The following is a 21,584-nucleotide window of genomic DNA, read 5'->3' as shown; positions in this document are numbered from 1 at the left end:
TAATGATTGTTTATACCGTAACACCGAGTTCTTCTCGCCATTGAGCTAATGGTTTCTCCCAGTGTTCCTCCCAGCGTTGGGCTAAAAATGGTTTTGCCCGCAATCCTAACTGATACCCTCGCGAAATTTGGGACAATAAGATTTCTAGATCCCGAGGCGATTTCAGTAACGTTTGCAAAAATGCTCCAGCAATCAAGATCCCCGACAACGGTCGATGGGTTTGTGCCAATTCAAACGCTTTAATGCCAATTTCCCCTGCCACATCTACGGAAAATCCCGCCACTACATGCCAGATATCATGGGTTTGCCGCAACCGGAAAAGCAGATAGGTCATATCGTCCTTGATTTCCATTTTTCGATAGAAATCTGGATCAAAGCCAAACCCCGTAATGTAGTTGGCATAGGCTTTTCCCAGCGATCCGTCCGGACAGAGCAGCAGTTTTGCCAAATCCGGTGTCGGCACAATGTAGCGATCGCGAACTAGCTGCGCAATTTCAGGAATAGACATCATTTTTTCCGTTGCCGCTTTCATGGCTTCGGTGTTGCATAATCCATCTTCCACGTCATAGACCGATTCCGTCTGACTGGGATCTCGCAATAGGGTTAAGATCGCCTTTAACGTTTGCAACGAATCTAAATTAAACCGCCGCAGTTCTTTAAAACTTCTCATCATGAATTCCCTGATGAACGATCGAATCTCTTATCCATTCGTCGGATCTCAGTATCAGACCCGCCTACCGTTTAAGATAACGCCCCTCCCATCAGGTTGAGATTGCCAAACTAGACGGATATCCGTCTACCCAGATGATTGTTACCTATTTATTTTTCTTTTTGCTACCAGATTTCTTCGCTTTGCCGTCCAGCTTGCCTTCGATCTGGGCATTGAAGCCATAGACCTCGCGCTTGCCGACGTAGGGCACCAAGGTTACTTCCTTCTCATCGCCGGGTTCAAACCGCACCGCTGTACCCGCCGGAATATCCAGCCGCATCCCCCGAGCCGAGGCCCGATCGAAGGTCAACGCAGCATTCACTTCATAGAAATGGAAATGGGATCCAACCTGAACCGGTCGATCGCCCGTATTGGCCACCGCGATCGTGACTGTGGGCCGATTGGCGTTTAATTCAATCTCACCTTCAGCGGGAAAAATTTCACCGGGAATCATGGACAACACCTCGCAATGTTGTAAATAATGTTGTAGCTAGATTGTTCACTCCGTCCTGAGACTGCCATATAGCGTAATGATTCACAATTGTTCTGACAACTGCTCAATACACGATGTGCAAGTCTGAACCACAAGTCTGAACCACAAGTCTGAACCATTTGTATGATGCAGTGCAAATCCTACTGCGTCAATGTCTTTTCGATACCGAGGCTTGTCGATACTGAGTCTTTTCAACATTCAGATCGTCTACTCAATCTATTCACCTCACCCTCTATTGACTATTTCAAGATTGCCAAACCCATGAACCTAGCCTGACCCACTAGCCAACGGTCGTAATCAAACGATAACGTTCTGGAAATTCCAGTTCCACTAATCCCGATAAACCCTCATCCCAGATTCTCCTGACAAATTCTATTAAGGGTTCCAGCCATGTGACACGGAGGCGAGACTCATAGGGCTGTAGGCCATGTTTTTGGTACTCAGCAAAGGCCGCAGGAGTTTTAGCTCGGCGACACCACTGGAGCGTCTGAGCCAAGTGGTAACCATGGGTTCCCATCGCTTTCAGTTGAGCGATCGGGGCGGGTTGATAGCCGTCTCCAAATAGATGGGCATACTGCGGTTCCACCCACCCCTCAACCAAGACCATTTGTTCCGACCACTCTGATAGATACAGGTCAGGCAGCGCAATCCATCCAGCATACTCATCATCGTCTTCAAAATTCAAGTGCACGGCTTCCCAAACCCTTGCAGAAAGATCTGTAGGCAGTCCTAGATTGAAGGGGATGATGGGATCATCTCCAAAAAATATGGAGGTAGGAGATTGTCGCCAGCTCCACGAACATACTTCCAGAAGCCCGAGGTGCGTGCGTGGGTTTTTCACCCGATCGGCGACATGCAAAGCAGGCTGCCAGCCATCGGTATCATAATATTCCAGCAATAAACCAATATCTAATCCCATCCTCTATCCTCCTCAAAAGGAGTCCTTCTATTTTACTGGAGGGGATCTGGGCTGGAGGGAGGCTTTACTGAATGGGATCGTGGACGGTAACGAGTTTAGTGCCATCGGGAAACGTGGCTTCCACCTGCACTTCAGGGATCATTTCTGCAATCCCCTCCATCACATCATCGCGGCTGAGTAACGTCTTGCCATAGGTCATCAGTTCCGCCACCGTGCGGCCATCCCGTGCCCCCTCCAGAATGCCAGCGGTAATGTAGGCAACGGCTTCCGGGTAGTTGAGTTTGAGGCCGCGATTTTTGCGTCGTTCCGCGAGCAGCGCCGCTGTAAAAATGAGCAATTTATCTTTTTCTTGGGGTGACAGTTGCATGGCAAACTCAACCAACGGTAATCAACAAGCAAATGGACTAGAACAATCCGAGTTTGAGTTTACAACTCCTTTCCCAGAATCTCAAAATTCATAAGCTAAATCTTAGAACTCGTGACAACCATCTAGCTACAGCATCTAGCTACAGCATCCAGACCCGGGGTAACTCCTCCCACGATCGACCTTGCACCGATCGAATCCATTGCCAAGTCTGAATGAACCCATGGCGCACTGCGGTGCTGGAATGGCCTCGGTAGCGACAGAGCAACCCCTGGGGTAAGCGGGTCACACCAAATTGGTCATCGGGATGGTGCGCCGCGATCGGGTCCCATAACTGCCGAGCCACTTCAACATCTGACTTGTCCAGGGATCGGCCTATCCAAGCCAAGGTGCCCACGATCGGACAATGATTCAATCCGTGGGGACTGGCCAGCATTTCCGGCGAACCGGGAAGCCATTGCCGATCGATCCAAAGAGGGGTGCCCGCCTGCCAAACCTCCGTGTGCGATCGCCAATCTCCTTGGCTAAATTGCTCGCCCCGCGCCGTCCGACCAAAGCGCGTGATTTCCCACAGCACCACCTGCGCCCCCGCTGCCAGTTCAATCCGGAGATCCTGACGATACTGGGCGCGATCGAACAAAATCGTTTCCTGGGGCAGCCATTCTAGACAAGCCTGGGGCGCTACGGTCAGGTGAACGGTTTGCTGGGTGAGGGTTCCCGTCGATTTATAAATTTTCGCGGCAGCAGCGGTGGTGAGCAACACCTGAGCCTGTTCCCCGATCGTCACTGCCGTCGTTAAGCGATCGCCACCAACCATCCCGCCCGCTGTGTGCAACATCACCACCTGACAGGTGCCATCGGCTTGGGCAAACGATCGCTGCACTTTGTAGGGGGCGATCGCTTGGCTATGGGTTAGCCGAGTCTTGCCATTGACGGCCTGAAATTCTAGGTTCAGTAAACCATGCCAGTTAGAGCTAGCAGTGGAGCTAGCAGTGGAGCTAACCGTGGATTGGGATATCGGAGAATCGATCGAAGACACAGCAATCACCTCAGACGCACTACCACCATACCATCAGACCTCGGCTCAAAAGATTCTGGTCGCCGGTAGCAATAACGTTGTTTCGATCTGACTTTTCGTTGCTTCACTCACGGCTCCTTCAATTTTCAGCAATTGCACAAGAAATTGATTGGCGCGATCGTATTGCTTCAGTCGTTCCTTCTGTTGCCGACTTAGGGGCCATGCATGACCAAGATTGCGATGGGTAATGATAATTTGACGGAGTTGCTCTATCCACTGTTGGCCGTAGAGTTGCCACCAGCCTAAAAACGTATCCATTCCATTTTGTTCTGCGGCTAGGATGATGGCTCTGTAGTGTGCGAGAGAATGGGTCAGATCTGGGGCCAAGGTACGGGCACAATCGAGGGCATAGTCCAAGGCCCGGATGAGATCCAGCGAGAGGGTTTCCTCCAAGGCACAATCCAAGGCCAAAGCAGGCGTATGGGCCAGCGCTAGGGTGCAATCCAGGGCACGGGCCAGGGCACGGGCCAGCGCCAAGGCCCGATCGAGGTCAAAATCCAGGGCACGGGCTAGGATGCGGGCTAGGGCAAAGTCTAAATCGAGGTTGAAGTCTAAATCTAAATCCAGCGTGACATCGATCGCCAACGCCGCATCTAGGGCACGGGCACGGGCCAGATCACGGCTAAGATCGCTCGTTAAGGCATGGGCCAACCCAAGGTAAAACATGCGCACCGCCGCCGGTTTATAGGGGACGACCAAGGTATTCGCTTTTTGATTGACCCACCGCAGCAAGGTTTGGAGTTGGGTATCCTGAGCCAGCATTTGATCAATGGCTTGTTTGAGCGCACCGATTAAGCGATCGGATTGTTTTTGAGAGCGGACAATTTGTTCGATCGCCGGTTGCCAAGATGGATGAATCAGCTTCTCCGCAAGTTGCATGGGAGACTGTTGCAGCAACCATTGCGTAATGAAATATTCCTGAAAAATCGAATGGGAAAATGACCAGCGACGATCGGCTTTTTGTATCAGCAAACCTTGTTTATCTGCAATCATCATGAGAATTGCTAAGCCATCGCGATAGTGATGCAATTCCAGAATCTGGTTAATCCAATTCACCAGCTCAGACTGATCAAAAATCACAAAATTAGGCGAAGTCTCAATTTTGCGAATCGCAATTTCCATGAGGATCTGCCTGCGATCGAGAGAAGTCAATTGATGATAAATCCGCTCCGCTAATTTGGAGGATACCTGGAGCTCGGCTTGGCCCGGGGTCAGCAGTAACTCGATCGCTGCTCCATAAAGTTGAGACACCTGGGGCGGCAGATCCCCCGTATTTTCAAAAACCCAACAGGCCAACCCCAACAGCATGGGCGTCAGTGTCAGTTCCCTACGCTCAAAACAACGCCTAAGGCTGGAAAAAAATGATTGCCACGGTCGCTCTAGAGGTTGTTGGGCCTCTCGGCGGGTTTGTAACCAGGCTTGAACGAAGGATTCCACTTGTCGCTCATTCAAGTCAGCAATTTCCACTGCTGTAAATAATTGATTTTTCCAACGTGGGCTCCAAGCTTCGATCGTGGGTGTTCGGCAACTGAGGATCACATCATTTTTGCGATACACCGGATGTTGTAACAACCAACAAATTTGCTCTTGCACCTTTTTGCGAAAGGCCAGGGGGACTTCATCCAAGCCATCTATGAAGATTAAGAGCTGGCCTTGGGTTAGGAGTTGGTTGAGCCGCTCTCGGTCTTGGGCAAATTCTTGGGCATGGGATTCCTGGGAACATAAACCCATCGCCTCCAAAATGGCATATAAAAAGTGCCAATGGGGGTGATCCACGGGTTGAAGTTCAATCCACACTGGAATTAACTCAGATTTGAACTGTCCCCGACAGCAAGCGATCGCGAGTTGTTTCAGCAGGGTGGTTTTTCCTGCGCCCGGTTTGCCTAATACGAGGAGCGGCGAGGGAGCATTGGCAACTGCAAAACTAGATTTTCGCACACCCCAACGCCCGAGAGCAGTCAGTTCACTGATTTTGGTCGGAGCGTTTAAAAAATAACTATCAACATAGAGTTGATCAATCTCAATGAGTTGCTGATTGAATAAGCGAATTTTGCTATGCTGCGACAGAATTTTTTCGCGGCATTGTTGCCGAATAATCTGAAAGGACAATTCATGACAGGCATCCAAATCGGTGGTACAACCGCTGAATTCACAGAGACAGGATGGAGACATGGCCTGCAATGAATCCAGGGTTTGTGCACAAACTGATCCCCAATGGATTTGGATCGCATGGCACAAACGGGAAAAGCTTTCAGAATCTACCTGTTTCCCAGCCTGGAAATTCTGAGCGATCGTCAGGTGAACCGAAGCCACATCCGCTAACTGAGCAATCGTCCACTGTTTTTGTTTAAGCTGTTGTTCAACCTCCTTGTGACCCTGTATGGTGAGACTCAAAGAATGATGAAATTGCTGCATGGGAAAGCCAAAAAACAGGTGTTACCAAGTTACCGTATCTTTGCACTCACGATACAATCTCCCCAAGTTTTGCATTTTTGTTGAAACCCCTAAAACCCCGCAATTTCTAGTCATTAATTTCCATTTTCGCGGGAAATTCTAAGCTAGAATTGTCAACCTATTTTTGCGATCTTCCTCAATTAGTTGGTAACTTGAATAAATTGGTAACTTGCTGGAGGCATCATGGGCTTGTAGCGCTAGTCGCTTCATCCGCAATCACGGCCCGTCGATCGAGCAAAAGTAAATCTCTGAGTTGATCGGTATTGAGTTCCGTGAGCCAATTTTCACCCGTTCCCACGACATTTTCTGCCAGGGCTCTTTTACTTTCGATCATGTCATGAATTCGTTCTTCCAAAGTGCCTGAACAGACAAATTTATGGACTTGAACATTGCGTTTTTGACCAATGCGAAAGACCCGATCGGTGGCTTGATTTTCCACCGCCGGATTCCACCAGCGATCGAAATGGAAAACGTGGTTTGCACGGGTTAGATTGAGCCCAACGCCCCCTGCTTTCAGCGACAGGATAAACAAGCGGGGGGCACGGGGATCCTGCTGAAAGCGATCGACCATGGCTTCCCGCTGGGCTTTGGGGGTGCTGCCGTAGAGAAAGAGAACCTCCTGGCGGGTGGTGGTTTCTAAATAAGCTTTTAGCAGCTTACCCCACTCGGCAAACTGGGTAAAAATTAAAGCCCGATCGCCCTCGGCCAAGACCACTTCCAGCATCTCTTCTAGGCGTTGAATTTTGCCAGAAGTGAGGCAAAATTTGGCATCAATGGGGGCTTTCGATTTTTCTGCCAGTAGCACCGGATGATTACAAACTTGTTTCAGCTTGGTCAGCAATCCTAAAATAATTCCCTTGCGTTGAATGCCTTCCGCTTTTTCAATGTCTGCCAACGATGCATCTACAATTTGTTGATAGAGGGCGGCCTGTTGTTCCGATAATCCACAAAAAACCGTCATTTCCTGCTTTTCGGGCAGATCTTGAATGATCGATCGATCGGTTTTTAGTCGGCGTAAAATAAAAGGCTGCACGAGCGATCGCAGGGTCTGCAACGACGTGGTGTCCCCGTAGCGTTCGATCGGAATGGCAAAGCGTCGCTGGAAAAACTGCTTGCTGCCTAAGTATCCTGGATTGAGAAAATCGAGAATAGACCACAGTTCAGCCAAGCGATTTTCCACCGGAGTTCCCGTTAATGCAATGCGAAATTGGGCTTCTAACTGACGAATGGCTTGGGACTGTTTGGCTTCAGCGTTTTTAATATTCTGGGCTTCATCGAGCACAATTCCTTGCCAATCTACTGTTTTCAGCGTTGTCACATCCCGGTGAATCAGCGCATAACTTGTAATCACCAAATCATGCTTTTTCGCTTGTGCCGTGAACGTGACCCCCTGCGATCGTTTCTCACCATGGTGCAGCAAGACTTTTAAACTAGGGCCAAACCGTTGAATTTCCCGTTCCCAGTTGCCCAAAACGGAGGTAGGACAAACCAAGAGGATGGGGCTTTCCAGGGCTTTATGTTGCTTGAGGTGCAGCAGAAAAGCAATGAATTGAATCGTTTTCCCCAGCCCCATGTCATCGGCCAGACAAGCCCCCAAGCCCCATTGTTCTAGGAAGGCTAACCAACCCACGCCCCGTGCTTGGTAGGGCCGCAGTTCCCCTTGGAAGCCTTTCGGTTGGGCGATCGGGGTAATGGATTGACTATCGGCCAGGGTGGTCACCAATTCCTGCAACGCCCCCGAAGCTTCAAAACTGACGACGGGCAGTTTATCGATCGTCTGCGTATCGCCGGTACTGAGCCGCAGCGCATCTTCCAAGGAAAGGGTTTTCTGATCCTTGCGACTGGCAAAAAAGTTTTGGGCCGCTTGAATATCCTGGGGCCGCAGCTCGACCCACTCGCCATTGATTTCCACCAGTGGCATATTCAGCGCCACTAATTTTTCAAACTCAGCTTTAGTTAAACTATGCCCCCCGATGGAGAGTTCCCATTGAAAACTCAGTAAACTTTGCAATCCCAAGCGTTGCTGTTTCAGTTTTTTAGGCGTTGTCGCTGAAATTTTCAAGCCCAATCGATTGGCCCAGCCAGAACGGTTGGCTAAACTATCCGGTAAAATGACCCCAATTCCCCGTTCCTGCAATTTCCAGGCGATCGATCGCAGAAACTCATAGGCTTGGATGGGCGTTAGCGGACAAATTTCGGGACAGGCCGTTTGCAAACTCGTTTCCAAGACAGGATAAATACGGCAAGCTAAGCCGAGCCCCCGCAAAAGCGTTTCCTGGGGGCGGACGATCGATCGTCTGGATAGCGTCAAGGTCTCCACCGGATTTTGCCAAATCATGGGAGCCGACACCCAGAATGTCGAATCACCGATCGCCTGTAAACCGTATTCCACAATCCATGTGGTCTCGCCGGTGGCCGGTGGATGTAACCGCAAGCAAGGCCGAAACTGGTCAATTTGCAATTGCAGCGTTGCTGTCCAGGCGGTTAACGCTGGTATTAATCCCTCGGCAACGGTGGCATCGAGGCTGGCTTGGGATTGCTGTAGAGATTGAATCCAGGTTTGTAAGCCTTTGGGAAGAAGCTTGGGAATGGCGATAGGACTGCTAGCAAAGACCTGACGAATCAAGTGATCAACCGTGTAGTTGAGGAACTCGATGATCTGCGATCGTCCCTGGTTGCGGATTCCTTCCAAGTCCTCCGGGGTCGCTTGGCTGTAACTTTGGCAGACCAAAGGCATCCGGTGGGCGAGATGACCCAATCGTTCCTGATCGATCGCGCTATCTAGCACCACTTGCCAGTGAGACAGGACAATTTCTCCCGCTTGGTGCAGCGTTGGCAAAAACTTGCCTCGTGCTAACAGATCTAGACCCCAGCGAACGGTATGGCACCAAAAACGTAGATCTTCTCCCCAGAGGGAATCGCGATCGTTGAGTAACCCCAGGGGAATTTTGTGCAAAAGTTGAAGGGCGTCCCCAATGTCCAAGGCGACCCCGGATACCATCCAAGCTTGTAGCGCTGGGGCTTGGGATGCATCGGTTAGGGAAACGCTAGGCTGATCTAAATCGGCACCGGATAGAAGCGGTAAGCGATCGTGGGTTGGCAGCAGGAGCGACTGAGTGACCCAGCGATCGCCCCAGGGGGAGGCGGGGGAGGTCTCTGTTGAACTCGTGGATTTCCGGCGCGATCGGGGTGTTTCCGCAACGGGGGCTGACGGTGAACTGGCCAGAACTGTCGTCAGATCAACCGTCTTCAGCCCTTCCCACAATTCCTGGGAACTTAGCAGAAACGGATGCGGCAAAATTTCATCCTGCGTCTCAGGAAACGAATCCAGATGTCGCCAAGTTTCTCCCCATAGAAAAAACTGGCTGGTTTGCGGAATCCAACTACCATGCAAAACTGCCACGCCAAGCCTCCTGATCACCACTGCGAACCAGCAGCTTCAGAACGTTGCCAACGCCCTAATCATGACGTGACTGGCTCGTACTTTTCAAGAGGCTGACACAATAATGCAGATTCTCTACTGATTCCAGCGAGGTCCCCCGATCGGCGGTTGAATGGGTTGGCTGGGAATTAAGGTCATGGGTGTCGATCCGATCGGAGGTTGGATCGGCTGACTGGGTAACATCGTGCTGGGCTGGGACCCGATCGCAGGATCCACAGGCTGGTAAACGGGGGTTGCGCCGTAGGGGGGTGTCAGCGGCTGGCTCGGCACGAGGTTAGCGGGTTGTGACCCGATCGGCGGTTGGACGATGGGGCAAGGGGTGGTGTCCATGCCTGCTGGCGACACACTGTAGGCGGGATGCAAGGAGGGGCAGGCCGGGGCTCCGGTGGGGGCGGTCACGGGTTGGCTCGGAACCATCGTGGCAGGCTCTGACCCGATCGGCGGAATAACATTGTAATGGCTGGTATCGGCAGCCCCGATCGGCGGCTGGATCGCGTAGGTTCGGATTCCCCCTACGGGCGGCGCGATCGTTTGTTCGTCGGGGTTGGTGGGAGGAGTCCAACCAATGGGCGGCTGAATTTGGTATACGGGATGCATGGCGGGTTCCGTTAATTGCGAGGGTGGGACTACGCAGGGGTACCTGTAAGAGTGGGACTGCGCAGGGATGACTGTAAAGGTGACTCTGAACGTGAACTGTAAAAGGGACGCAGACTTGCGGGGATAGGCTGCCAATCTACCATACAGGCATGGACGATTGCGCTTTATCTTTCCGCCAAGGCAAGCTGATCAAAGCCTGCTCCTTCCTACGGACTCTACTTACTGGGTTAACTGACGTTGCCTGACAGCAGCTAATTTCTTTGGATACTGCCCCCTATTGTAACGGGCGATCGGGAAAAGCACGATCCCCAAGATTTATTTGCAAGTCGTAGTCATTACGAGTATGATTTATATAGATTCAATCCACCCTACCTTGCAGGCTGATCCCCCAATCCCTATGACTCTGTGAGTATCTTTCTGTGCGTATCTTGTAAGCAGCTTCTTGTGAGCGTGAGCATACATCTGTGAGTATTGGTGGGAAAGCTGCAAGGGCTGTACGGAGGTGAATTGAATTATCCAATTGAATGGAGTGAATGGTCGGTATTACACCAACCGCAAAAATCACTCGCAAAAATCGCTTTGAGTGGATTGCCCGTAAAAAGAGAGGAAAACCTATGGCAACGAAAGCAGTCAATATCGGAATTGATGACGCGGCTCGCAAAGATATTGCAGATGGTCTATCGCGGCTATTGGCAGATACCTATACGTTGTACCTCAAAACCCATAACTTCCACTGGAACGTGACGGGGCCAATGTTTAACACGCTGCATTTGATGTTCGAAACGCAGTACACCGAACTGGCGCTGGCAGTGGATCTAATCGCTGAACGGATTCGGGCCTTGGGCTTTCCCGCCCCTGGAACCTACAGCGACTACGCCAAGCTGACCTCAATTCCCGAAACCGCTGGGGTGCCCAAGGCTGATGAAATGATTCAGCTGCTGGTGGAAGGCCAAGAAGCAGTGGTTCGCACCGCCCGATCGCTGTTCCCGATCGTTGATGAAGCCCACGATGAACCCACAGCGGACTTGCTGACCCAGCGGATGCAACTCCACGAGAAAAACGCCTGGATGTTGCGCAGTTTATTGGAATAATCCTGCAATGCCAAGGGTTGGGAAAAGCTTGCAGGTGTGCAGGCTAGAGACTGGTAGAGCGGCTATCTACAGCCCCGCTGTTATAGAAACCCCCCACCCTTGGGTTCGGTTCTGCCTACTGCCTACTTTGGATTGGCTTGTTAAATTAGGTGCATCCCGCAGGAAACACTTCCTATTTCAACCGTTGGACGCGATTCTTCAATCCGCAATTCCCAGACATTTAACCCAGGTATTCAACCCAGGTATTCAACCCAGAGATTAAAATTCGTCGGTTTGAAAGATGTCGCTCTGGAATTCGTCAATGCAATCCGTCTAACAGTGTTAGCCTGTTTTCTCCGATGGAGGTTCCCGTGAACGACGCGATTAATCTTTCTGAATTTAATTCCCATGGCAACGATCCCAGCCAATTGTGGGATTATGTTCAGTCGCTGAGTCCAGAAACCGTTGCTCAGTTATCTCGCCCTGGTTCTTCGGAAGTGCTTCAAGCCATGGAGCGCAATATTATCGGGTTGTTAGGTGGACTGCCATCTGGAGCCTTTGATGTTTCGATTACCACCAACCGCGAGAGTTTGGGGCAGTTGTTGGCTTCGGCGATGATGAGTGGTTACTTTCTGCGCAATGTGGAACAGCGAATGACTCTGGAGCAAACGCTGTCTAATTTTGAAGCGTAGAAAAACCTAAAGCTTGAAAATTTGCAGCTTGAAAATTTGCAGTTGAGAGGTTGTGAGCAACTTTGAGCGTGAAGGTTTCAAGCGTAAAAAAAACCTGGGCCGATCGCCCCTCGATCGTGCCTGAAGTAATTTTCTTCCCACTGTGATTAACCGCACTCTACTGGGCAATCTGAGGTTGGAAATCATCAGAAGCAACGCCTCAGATTTCTCGATCGGGACTTTGAACATTGAAAATGCAAGACGAACGCGATACAGTTGGCCTCTGTTGCCGATGAAAGGTCTGTACACGGGCTTAGACATCTCCATGGGCTAAGCTCCATGGGCTCAACCACTCATGGCCTCAACCACTCATGGCCTCAACCACTGTGGCATCTGTGTTTGCTGAACCTGCATTTTGAATCCGATGGCTTCCTCTAGACAAACAACGCAACCAATAACCCCTCTTGATTCGGTGGATCCTCATCTGCCGAATTTTTTGTGGTCATCCGATCGCGCAACGGAACTCGGTTCACCGGAAGTTTTGGACAGCCGACAGCAGGTTGTGGACAGTCTGCGGCGATCGCTGCTGGATTGGTATGGCGACTGTGGCCGGGATTTGCCCTGGCGTAGGCTGCGGGATCCCTATGCCATTTGGATTTCCGAAATCATGTTGCAGCAAACCCAGGTGAAAACGGTGATCCCGTATTTTCAGCGCTGGCTCGATCGCTTCCCCACGGTGGAAGGGTTGGCCGCAGCGGATCAGCAGGATGTGCTGAAGGCTTGGGAAGGCTTGGGCTACTATGCCCGTGCTCGCAACTTGCACAAGGCCGCAAAAGTAATTGTTGAACAGTATCAAGGGCAGTTTCCTGAAACACTGGAAGCAACCCTTGCATTGCCCGGAATTGGCCGGACAACGGCGGGTGGCATTCTCAGTGCGGCGTTTAATCTACCGTTGCCCATTTTGGATGGCAATGTCAAACGGGTGCTGGCGCGATTGATCGCCCTAGAGGTTCCCCCAGCAAAGTCCCTCGATCGCCTCTGGTCTTGGTCGGAAGCCTTGGTACCGCCCGATCGGGGTCGGGATTTCAACCAAGCACTGATGGATCTGGGGGCCACCCTCTGCACCCCGCACAATCCCGGCTGTTTGCTCTGTCCATGGAATGCACACTGCAAGGCTTACAATTTAGGGGTTCAGACAAAAATACCTATGACAGAAACCAAGGCACCCCTTCCCCACAAAATTATTGGCGTTGCTGTGATCTGGGATGATCAGGGCAATATTTTGATCGATCGCCGTAAGCAGGAAGGACTGCTGGGCGGACTGTGGGAGTTTCCGGGCGGCAAGGTGGAACCCAACGAATCGATCCAGGACTGCATTCAACGGGAAATCCGGGAAGAACTGGGCATCGAAATTGCGGTGGGGGAGGAACTCATCACGGTTGATCACGCCTACACGCATTTTAAAGTGACGCTGCATGTGCACCACTGTCGCCATGTATCGGGCGAACCCCAGACGATCGAATGCGATGAGGTGAACTGGGTGACGTTGGAGACGATCGATCAATATCCCTTCCCAAAAGCAAATGTGCAAATTATTGAAGCGCTACGGCAGGCGGGTCGTCCAGCCAGCATTGGCCAGTAGATCGATGGCTAATCGATTAAGACGGTAAAAGACGAGTCCTGGGCTCGTTAGGTTTGTGCATCCCTTTTTCCCTTTCTCTCTTGCACGGGGTAACCCATGGTCAGCCAACCGCTTCCTCCTAAAAATTCTTCGCTGAAACTGGCTGGATTGCAGCCCCGCATCCGGTGGGGCGCTTGCGATCCGCTAGAACGGGGTGCGATCGTGGGAACGGTGACGAATCCAAAGCACCGCAATGTTATTGGTACCCATGGCGGCAGTTATAGCGTCTATCGGGCGTTGGCCGTGGCTACGGGACAACTGAGTCCTGACCACCGCAGCGATTTGAGTCAGACGGAACCGATCGTCCAGATTCCCCCCAATCCGGCCTGGTGTAGTCGGCGGCGCATTGTCTCATTGGATCCCTGGGGCGCACGGGTGACGGAGGTGTTTGCGCCGTTGATCGTCAAGGAGTACAACATTCAACCGACGATCGCGATTACCCAGGCCCATTTGAATTTGCCGGAAGTCCAGCAGGCGATGACGGCGGGGCGGTTGCAACCGGATGGTCTGTGGTTGCTGGAGTCCGGGGACGTGCGGGTAACGAAGGTGGCGATCGATCCGGTGTGGTATTTGCCGGGGGTGGCGGAACGGCTGGGGGTGGCGGAGGCGACGTTGCGCCAAGCGTTGCACCATCAAACGGGGGGGATGTTTCCGGAGTTAATCAGTCGGCCTGATTTGAAAATCTGGTTGCCACCGATCGGCGGGACGACGGTTTATATTCTGGGTGAGGTGGCGGCGATCGGGGATTTGACTCGCTCCTTAACCGTACGCATCCACGATGAGTGCAATGGGTCGGATGTGTTTGGCTCGGATATTTGCACCTGTCGGCCCTATCTGATGCATGGCATTGAGGAATGTATTCAAACAGCACAGGCGGGGGGCACGGGCTTGGTGGTCTATTTCCGCAAGGAAGGACGGGCGCTGGGCGAGGTAACAAAATATCTGGTTTACAATGCGCGGAAACGATCGGGCGATCGGGCCGATGGTTATTTTGAGCGGACGGAGTGTGTGGCGGGGGTGCAGGACGCACGGTTTCAGGCGTTGATGCCGGATGTGTTGCATTGGTTAGGGGTGCAACGGATCGATCGCCTCGTGTCCATGAGTGATATGAAGTATCAGGCGATCGTGGAGTCGGGAATTACGGTCGTAGAGCGGGTGCCGTTGCCGGACGATCGCATTCCGGCGGATGCTTGGGTCGAAATGGAAGCCAAAAAAGCCGCAGGTTATTACACGGTGGGAGAAACTCCTACACCGGAAGATTTGCAACAGATCAGAGGTCGCCACCTAGAATCACCGAAGATTACCTAGCGCAATGACCATCTCGATGACCATCCCTATAATCCTCCCGATGACGATCCTTTTGCAGATTCCCGATCGCTCTGAAGGCAGACTACACTGAGAATACTAACCCTCCTATCATTTCGAGAAAAGTTGATGCCAAAGACTGTTGAGTTTTCATCAAATATGATTGTTGCCGGGTTTCATGCGCTCTCTGATCCCTTACGGGTTCAGGTGTTAGATTTACTGCGCGATCGTGAACTCTGCGTTTGTGATTTGTGCGAAACCCTCGAAGTCAGCCAGTCGAAGCTCTCCTTCCACCTCAAGACGCTCAAAGAAGCCCAGCTGGTTCAGGCCAGACAGGAAGGACGCTGGGTTTACTACAGTTTGAATTTGGCTCAATTTGTCGTTTTAGAACAGTATTTAGCAGAATTTCGCCGCTTAAGTCCCATCCTGCCCCCCCGGAAGTGTCGCGATGACGTTTAATCCAGCAGGTTTTTACTATTCTTAACGCTTGATGTTTTATAGAACACTTGAAAACATCAAATTTACTTGAAATGATTAGTGCATTCCTCACTGTTCCATTGGTGAGATACACGATGACATTTCAAATATGACCCTTCAAACATTCATTTCCTTCCAACGTCTGCTGGGTGCCTGCATGGTGATGGCCTTGAGCATCGCAGGGTGTACCTCCAATCCAGCCACCGACTCTGCTCAAACCCAGGCAGCCAATGCGGCCCAAGGACTGAAGAATCCTGTGATGCCGCCTTCCCCCGGTATCAAAATTGATGGCTCAAGTACGGTGTTTCCCATTTCTGAGTTGATGGTGAAGCAGTACCGTAGAACGACCGATGCTAAAGCAGGACCGATCGACCTCAAATTTTCTGGAACCGGTGGCGGTTTCAAGAAATTCTGTGCGGGTGAAACGGACATCAATAATGCGTCTCGTCCAATCCTCAAAGAAGAAATAGAAGCTTGTGGAAAAGCGGGTGTTCGCTTCTATGAATTTCCGATCGCCTTCGATGCGCTCACCGTGGTCGTGAATCCGCAAAACACTTGGGCAAACGATATCACAGTCGCAGAACTGAAGAAAATTTGGGAATCGGCTGCCCAGGGAAAAATCACCAACTGGAATCAGATTCGTGCTTCCTATCCCGATCGACCGCTCAAGCTGTATGGTGCAGGCAAAGATTCTGGAACGTTTGATTACTTCAACGAAGTGACGATCGGGGATCCCAAAGCAAGCCGGACAGACTATACCGCTAGTGAAAATGACAATGAACTGGTCGCAGGTGTGCTGAAAGACCCGAATGCCCTGGGCTACTTTGGTCTTGCTTACTATGAAGCCAAGCACAGCCAACTCAAAGCCTTAGCGGTTGATCCGGGGAAGGGCCGAGGCGCAGTGTTGCCCTCACGAGAAACGGTGGAAAAAGCCCAATATCGCCCCTTCTCTCGTCCCCTATTCATTTACGTCAACATCGTTGCGGTTCAACACAAGCCGGAACTGCAAGCCTTTGTGACCTACTACCTCAACAATGCGAAACAACTGGTTCCGCAGGTTGGCTACATCCCACTGCCGGATGAGGGCTATCGCTTGACGAATCTGCACTTCTCCCAGGGCAAAGTCGGAACTGTGTTTGAGGGGGTGCCGCAGCCAGATTTAACCATCAGTGAATTGCTGCGGAAGCAAGCCGTATTCTAGAAGCTCACTTGAGCCAGCCAGCCAGCCAGCTAACCAACCAGCTAGCCAACCAACAATTATTCTTGGGAATTAAACAATTTTTTTAGATGTATTCTTCTCAAGAGTATTGATATTAATTCCTTGAAAAGATTAGCCTTGGGGTTTACACTAAATTAAATTGATATATAGCGGCAATTTCTCAGGGTAAACCACATGACTATACGGGTTGGAATCAATGGATTTGGTCGAATCGGACGGCTAGATTTTCGGGCTGCTTGGGGCTGGTCGGAATTTGAGTTTGTTCATATCAACGAAGTCAAAGGCGGAGCAGAAACGGCGGCCCATTTGCTGAAATTCGACTCGGTGCATGGTCGCTGGACACCAGATGTGGCAGCAGGAGACGATCGCATTCTCATTGATGGCAAACCCGTTACCTTCAGCGAGTATGCGAAACCGGGTGATGTGCCTTGGGAAGATTACGGGGTGGATATTGTCCTGGAATGTTCTGGCAAATTTCGCACCCCAGAAACCCTTGAACCCTATTTCAAGCGTGGTGTGAAAAAAGTCATTGTCGCAGCTCCTGTCAAACAAGGCGCACTCAATATTGTCATGGGCATCAATGATCACCTGTATCAGCCTAACGAGCATCATTTATTGACAGCGGCGTCTTGCACAACCAATTGCCTTGCGCCGGTGGTGAAAGTAATTCACGAAGGACTGGGGATCAAGCATGGTGTCATTACAACGATTCACGATAATACCAATACGCAAACGATCGTGGATGCACCCCATAAAGATCTCCGTCGTGCTAGAGCAACCAATTTATCACTGATTCCCACCACCACCGGATCAGCAACCGCGATCGGATTAATCTATCCAGAATTGAATGGCAAGCTGAATGGTCTTGCGGTTCGTGTTCCATTACTAAACGCATCACTCACCGATTGTGTCTTTGAAGTCGCTCGATCGACCACGGTTGAAGAAGTTAATCAATTGCTAAAAGCAGCATCTGAAGGCACGTTAAAAGGCATTTTGGGCTATGAAGAACGCCCGTTAGTTTCGATCGATTACAAAGATGATCCGCGCTCCTCGATCATTGATGCCCTCTCCACCATGGTGGTTGATCAAACCCAAGTGAAAATCCTCGCTTGGTACGACAACGAATGGGGTTACTCCAATCGCATGGTTGAACTTGCTCGCAAAGTTGCCCTCAGTTTAAACTAACTTGCTTGAACTAACCTGCTTGAACTAACTCGCTTGAACTAACCCGTCTGAAGTAACTCTATGTCTTCTACCACGGCTTCTAGTGCCAATCTCAAAAACTACATTCTCGTGACGCTGGCCTACTGGGGGTTCACGATTACCGATGGTGCGCTCAGACTGCTTGTCCTGCTCTATTTCTATGAGATTGGCTACTCCCCGTTACAGGTTGCGTTTCTGTTCCTGTTTTACGAAGTGTTTGGCGTTGTCACTAATTTTCTAGGCGGTTGGATCGGATCACAACTTGGGCTGAAGGTCACGCTCTACGCTGGGATTGGGCTACAAATCTTTGCGCTGGTGATGTTATCGTTTCTCGATCGCAACTGGGCGCAATGGTTTGCGGTGGGTTACGTGATGGTGTCGCAAGCTTTTTCGGGCATTGCCAAAGACCTAACTAAAATGAGTTCCAAGAGTGCGATCCGATTGGTGGTGCCGCAGGATGCGCAATCGTCACTCTTCAAGTGGGTCGCAATTCTGACGGGATCAAAGAATGCCCTGAAAGGGGTGGGCTTTTTCCTAGGCGCTGTATTACTCGCGTCGATCGGGTTTGTGAGTTCACTCTGGCTGATGGCGGGCGGGCTGTTTGTGCTCATGTTCACCGGCTGGATGTTACCGAGGGGTATGGGCAAAATCAAAGCGAAGGTGAAGTTTAACCAACTATTTTCTAAGAGTCGCGAAATCAACGTTTTATCAGCCGCACGATTCTTTCTGTTTGGTTCCAGGGATATCTGGTTTGTCGTTGGCTTACCCGTCTTTCTGCGCGGGCCATTGGGGTGGTCGTTCTATCAAGTCGGTGCATTTATGGCCCTGTGGGTGATTGGCTATGGCATCATTCAGTCCTCTGCCCCAACCCTAATTAAACGATTTGGCTCAGGTCGTCCACCTTCGACCAGTACGATTCGATTTTGGACGTTTGCGTTAACCGTAGTTCCGGCGCTGATTGCGATCGCGCTGATTGCTGGCATCAATCCCAACTATGCGATCGTGGTGGGCTTAATGTTATTTGGGGTGGTGTTTGCCTTCAACTCTGCCGTTCACTCTTACCTCGTTCTGGCGTACACCGACGACGATAAGGTTGCGTTGAACGTTGGATTTTACTACATGGCTAACTCCGGCGGACGGCTCGCTGGCACGGTTCTATCAGGCTTGATCTATCAATGGGCCGGACTGGTGGGATGCTTATGGACCTCAGCGGCGTTTGTTTTAGCGGCTGCATTGATTTCCTTGAAATTGCCAACGCCCCGCCCCAATAAAGCCATTGCCTGGAAAGCAAAAGGTGGAGATTAAGCAAATGGGTATTCATCCTCGATCGACGCCCCCAATACAGGCGGGAAGTCATCTTAGTTTCTTTGAGAAATATCTGACGGGTTGGGTCTTTCTCTGTATTGGGATTGGAATTGTCCTGGGACGACTGTTTCCAACGATCGCAACGACCCTAGATGCAATGAGCATTTATCAGGTGTCGATTCCGATCGCGATTTGCCTGTTCTTCATGATGTATCCCATCATGGTCAAAATTGACTTTTCCCAGGCCAAGCAAGCCGTCCGCACTCCCAAACCTGTGATTCTGACGCTGGTCGTGAACTGGTTGATCAAGCCGTTTACGATGGTGTTATTTGCTCAACTGTTTCTGGGGGGCCTATTCCGCCCTCTGATTGGCGGAACGGAGATGATTCGCGGAACGGAAATTGCCCTGTCCAATTCCTACATTGCAGGCGCAATTTTGCTAGGGATTGCACCCTGTACCGCAATGGTCTTGATGTGGGGCTATCTCTCCTACGGCAATCAAGGTCATACCTTAGTGATGGTCGCTGTGAACTCTCTGGCGATGCTGTTTTTGTATGCACCGTTAGGGCGGTGGTTACTAGCTGCTAATGATCTCGTCGTTCCTTGGCAAACGATCGCGCTTTCGGTTGCGATCTATGTAGGCTTACCCTTGATCGCTGGAATGTACTCCCGGTACTGGATTTTGCGACACAAGGGACGTGTTTGGTTTGAGCAAAAATTCCTCAAGTACCTCAATCCCGCTGCCATTTCTGCGCTATTGATTACGCTGATTTTATTGTTTGCGTTCAAAGGAGAGCTGATTGTTAACAATCCCTTGCACATTTTATTGATTGCAGTTCCATTGTTTCTACAAACCAACTTTATTTTTCTGATTTCCTATGTGGCAGCATTAAAGCTGCGATTATCCTATGAGGATGCGGCTCCGGCGGCATTGATTGGGGCAAGCAATCATTTTGAAGTCGCGATCGCAACGGCTGTAATGTTATTTGGACTCAACTCGGGCGCTGCTCTGGCAACCGTGGTCGGTGTGCTAATCGAAGTCCCGGTTATGCTGATGCTAGTGGAGGTCTGTAAACGAACCGCCGCATGGTTTCCGCGCGAACCGGAAAAAGCGACCCTACTCGATCCGCGCTGTATCTCCTCCCGTTCTTCGCAGTGATGAATGTTCGATATCTCATCATCGCGATCATTCACGTTGCTCAAATTGATGCGTTATTGATGATCCATTGATAAGTGGCATACGGAATCCAAACTGTAGACCGTCCCCTGAAGGGCGATCATGCAAGGCTCATGCTATCGTTTTAGCTTTGAACACCTGCTACTCTCCAGTGGGATTCCGTAGCCTAGCCCACCTCCTATTTTGAACTGATATTGAACTTTGAACTGATATTGAACTTTGAACTGATGTTGAATTTTGAACCGATGTTGAAGTCCAATAAACTACTGACAGCAGGCGAAATACAACAGATTAGGCAATCAAAACAAACACAGGGAACATCAAGACGACAGGCCGAAAAGAATTGAGAAACTAAGCCAGCTTCCGACGACGCAGTAGCGGTAAGCTGCCGCCTGCCATGGCTAGACCCAGCAGCACAGTGGGTTCGGGCACCTTCGCAGCCACAACTTTATAGTCTGGCCCATTGAAACTGTTGGGATTGCTGTTGAAGCTGGTGAGTCGCAAACCTGCGATCGTGGTTTTGGTTCTGAGGCCGAAGGAACCTACCGCTTGCGGCTTCGGTTGATCCGCAATTTCGTGGGTCATGATGGAGTAACCTGCACTCGTCCACAAATCGCGGGTGATTTTGAAGGACTCACCCAGCAAATTGCCCGATGCATCGATCGCTTCCACCAACAAATCACTGTTCATTCCCCGCTCATAGAGGAAGAAGTGATCCGAAGGCTGATCGAAGAACAAGTTGAAGCTGGAGGTACCCCACTTATCTTCGGTATCAATGATGCTATTGAGGTTGAGGTTACCTAAGCTCGCCACAATATTGGCTTCCGTCGGACTTTCGACCACGGGGCCTTCCGGCAAGAGCGGATCGGAGCCGGTATTGGTGCCTGCATCGCTGCTGCCAGGGCCTTGCACCGATTGACCGGGCTGGGCGGGCAGATTGTTAACCAAAATGTTTGCGCGGTTTACCAAGTTAAAAGAACTAACAGTAGTGTCACCCAATGTGACAGACTCTAACTTAATATCTTTTGTTGGATCCGCTGGCTTGGGGGAGTAGCTGGTATTAAACGTAAAGGTCGTGAAGGCTTGGGCGGGGGCGATCGACGCTAGGGTGGCGAACAGGCTGCTAGCGATAATCCAGGAAAATTTGTAACTCATGGTCATGCTCCTCTTGCAACGATCAACTGAATGGTTTCGTGTGAAATCTTTTCCCGAAGGAAGAGATGTAGGCAGAGGCTCTGGGGGCGGGAGCAATCCTAAAAATAGTTCGGATGAATTCCGTATTTCCTGTTTAAAAGATGACACATTAATCACATAGCTGCCAGTAGTTACACGTAGACTTTATAGAAGCTATATCTCTTTTAAGCATTGTGCCCAACGTGTCTTTACATACAACATTTTTTGCAGAAATAGAAAATTTTGG

Annotated in this window: 18 protein-coding genes; 9 read left to right on the top strand and 9 right to left on the bottom strand. The window is 50.7% G+C overall.

The features are described 5' to 3' along the window. Window positions 1–10: 10 nt before the first annotated feature. The 8 genes from H6G21_RS14845 to H6G21_RS14810 form a co-directional block, all read right to left on the bottom strand. A complete protein-coding gene (locus H6G21_RS14845) occupies window positions 11–673 on the bottom strand; it encodes a Coq4 family protein (RefSeq protein WP_199307231.1) in 663 nt (220 codons plus the stop codon). Between the two features lie 142 nt (window positions 674–815). Further along, complete coding sequence (locus tag H6G21_RS14840; protein WP_190574209.1) at window positions 816–1,163, bottom strand: urease subunit beta; 348 nt, start codon at window positions 1,161–1,163, stop codon at window positions 816–818. A 319-nt stretch (window positions 1,164–1,482) separates the two neighbouring features. Beyond that, on the bottom strand, window positions 1,483–2,121 hold the full coding sequence (locus H6G21_RS14835) for a hypothetical protein (protein ID WP_190574208.1): 639 nt from the start codon (window positions 2,119–2,121) through the stop codon (window positions 1,483–1,485). Window positions 2,122–2,185: 64 nt separating this feature from the next. Beyond that, on the bottom strand, window positions 2,186–2,488 hold the full coding sequence (ureA, locus tag H6G21_RS14830; RefSeq protein WP_190574207.1) for an urease subunit gamma: 303 nt from the start codon (window positions 2,486–2,488) through the stop codon (window positions 2,186–2,188). A gap of 139 nt (window positions 2,489–2,627) precedes the next feature. After that, the gene (locus H6G21_RS14825) at window positions 2,628–3,524 is read right to left on the bottom strand and encodes an urease accessory protein UreD (protein ID WP_347278026.1); all 897 of its coding nucleotides are present in this window, start codon (window positions 3,522–3,524) and stop codon (window positions 2,628–2,630) included. Window positions 3,525–3,569: 45 nt separating this feature from the next. Then, window positions 3,570–5,978: an NACHT domain-containing protein gene (locus tag H6G21_RS14820; RefSeq protein WP_190574206.1), complete on the bottom strand. Its 2,409-nt coding sequence runs from the start codon at window positions 5,976–5,978 to the stop codon at window positions 3,570–3,572. A gap of 220 nt (window positions 5,979–6,198) precedes the next feature. Next, window positions 6,199–9,420, bottom strand: coding sequence for an SNF2-related protein (locus H6G21_RS14815; protein ID WP_190574205.1), 3,222 nt, complete (start codon window positions 9,418–9,420; stop codon window positions 6,199–6,201). 114 nt (window positions 9,421–9,534) lie between these two features. Next, window positions 9,535–10,056 (bottom strand): hypothetical protein, encoded by a 522-nt coding sequence (locus tag H6G21_RS14810; protein ID WP_190574204.1) that lies wholly within the window; start codon window positions 10,054–10,056, stop codon window positions 9,535–9,537. Between the two features lie 614 nt (window positions 10,057–10,670). On the opposite strand from H6G21_RS14810, the gene H6G21_RS14805 reads away from it, so the two are divergent. The 9 genes from H6G21_RS14805 (at window position 10,671) to arsB (ending at window position 20,146) form a co-directional block, all read left to right on the top strand. Further along, entirely contained in the window at window positions 10,671–11,147 is a 477-nt protein-coding gene (locus H6G21_RS14805) for a Dps family protein (protein WP_190574203.1), read from the top strand. 350 nt (window positions 11,148–11,497) lie between these two features. Further along, window positions 11,498–11,818: a DUF760 domain-containing protein gene (locus tag H6G21_RS14800; RefSeq protein ID WP_347278025.1), complete on the top strand. Its 321-nt coding sequence runs from the start codon at window positions 11,498–11,500 to the stop codon at window positions 11,816–11,818. A gap of 520 nt (window positions 11,819–12,338) precedes the next feature. Then, entirely contained in the window at window positions 12,339–13,439 is a 1,101-nt protein-coding gene (gene mutY, locus H6G21_RS14795; protein WP_242041846.1) for an A/G-specific adenine glycosylase, read from the top strand. A gap of 96 nt (window positions 13,440–13,535) precedes the next feature. After that, entirely contained in the window at window positions 13,536–14,786 is a 1,251-nt protein-coding gene (locus H6G21_RS14790) for a GTP cyclohydrolase II (protein WP_190574200.1), read from the top strand. A gap of 126 nt (window positions 14,787–14,912) precedes the next feature. Continuing rightward, on the top strand, window positions 14,913–15,242 hold the full coding sequence (locus H6G21_RS14785; RefSeq protein ID WP_190574199.1) for a metalloregulator ArsR/SmtB family transcription factor: 330 nt from the start codon (window positions 14,913–14,915) through the stop codon (window positions 15,240–15,242). 127 nt (window positions 15,243–15,369) lie between these two features. Further along, window positions 15,370–16,461 carry a PstS family phosphate ABC transporter substrate-binding protein gene (locus H6G21_RS14780; RefSeq protein WP_190574198.1) on the top strand — a complete coding sequence of 364 codons (1,092 nt, stop codon included), beginning with the start codon at window positions 15,370–15,372 and terminating at the stop codon, window positions 16,459–16,461. Between the two features lie 192 nt (window positions 16,462–16,653). After that, a complete protein-coding gene (locus H6G21_RS14775; protein ID WP_190574197.1) occupies window positions 16,654–17,664 on the top strand; it encodes an ArsJ-associated glyceraldehyde-3-phosphate dehydrogenase in 1,011 nt (336 codons plus the stop codon). A gap of 60 nt (window positions 17,665–17,724) precedes the next feature. Next, on the top strand, window positions 17,725–18,987 hold the full coding sequence (arsJ, locus tag H6G21_RS14770) for an organoarsenical effux MFS transporter ArsJ (RefSeq protein ID WP_190574196.1): 1,263 nt from the start codon (window positions 17,725–17,727) through the stop codon (window positions 18,985–18,987). Window positions 18,988–18,991: 4 nt separating this feature from the next. Further along, a complete protein-coding gene (arsB, locus tag H6G21_RS14765; protein ID WP_190574195.1) occupies window positions 18,992–20,146 on the top strand; it encodes an ACR3 family arsenite efflux transporter in 1,155 nt (384 codons plus the stop codon). A 369-nt stretch (window positions 20,147–20,515) separates the two neighbouring features. Here arsB and H6G21_RS14760 read toward each other — a convergent pair whose 3' ends face one another. Further along, window positions 20,516–21,319, bottom strand: coding sequence for an exosortase-dependent surface protein XDP2 (locus H6G21_RS14760; RefSeq protein WP_190574194.1), 804 nt, complete (start codon window positions 21,317–21,319; stop codon window positions 20,516–20,518). Window positions 21,320–21,584: the final 265 nt, after the last annotated feature.

Source organism: Alkalinema sp. FACHB-956 (assembly GCF_014697025.1).
GTDB lineage: Bacteria > Cyanobacteriota > Cyanobacteriia > Leptolyngbyales > Leptolyngbyaceae > Alkalinema.
This window is presented reverse-complemented; position numbering and strand designations above follow the sequence as displayed.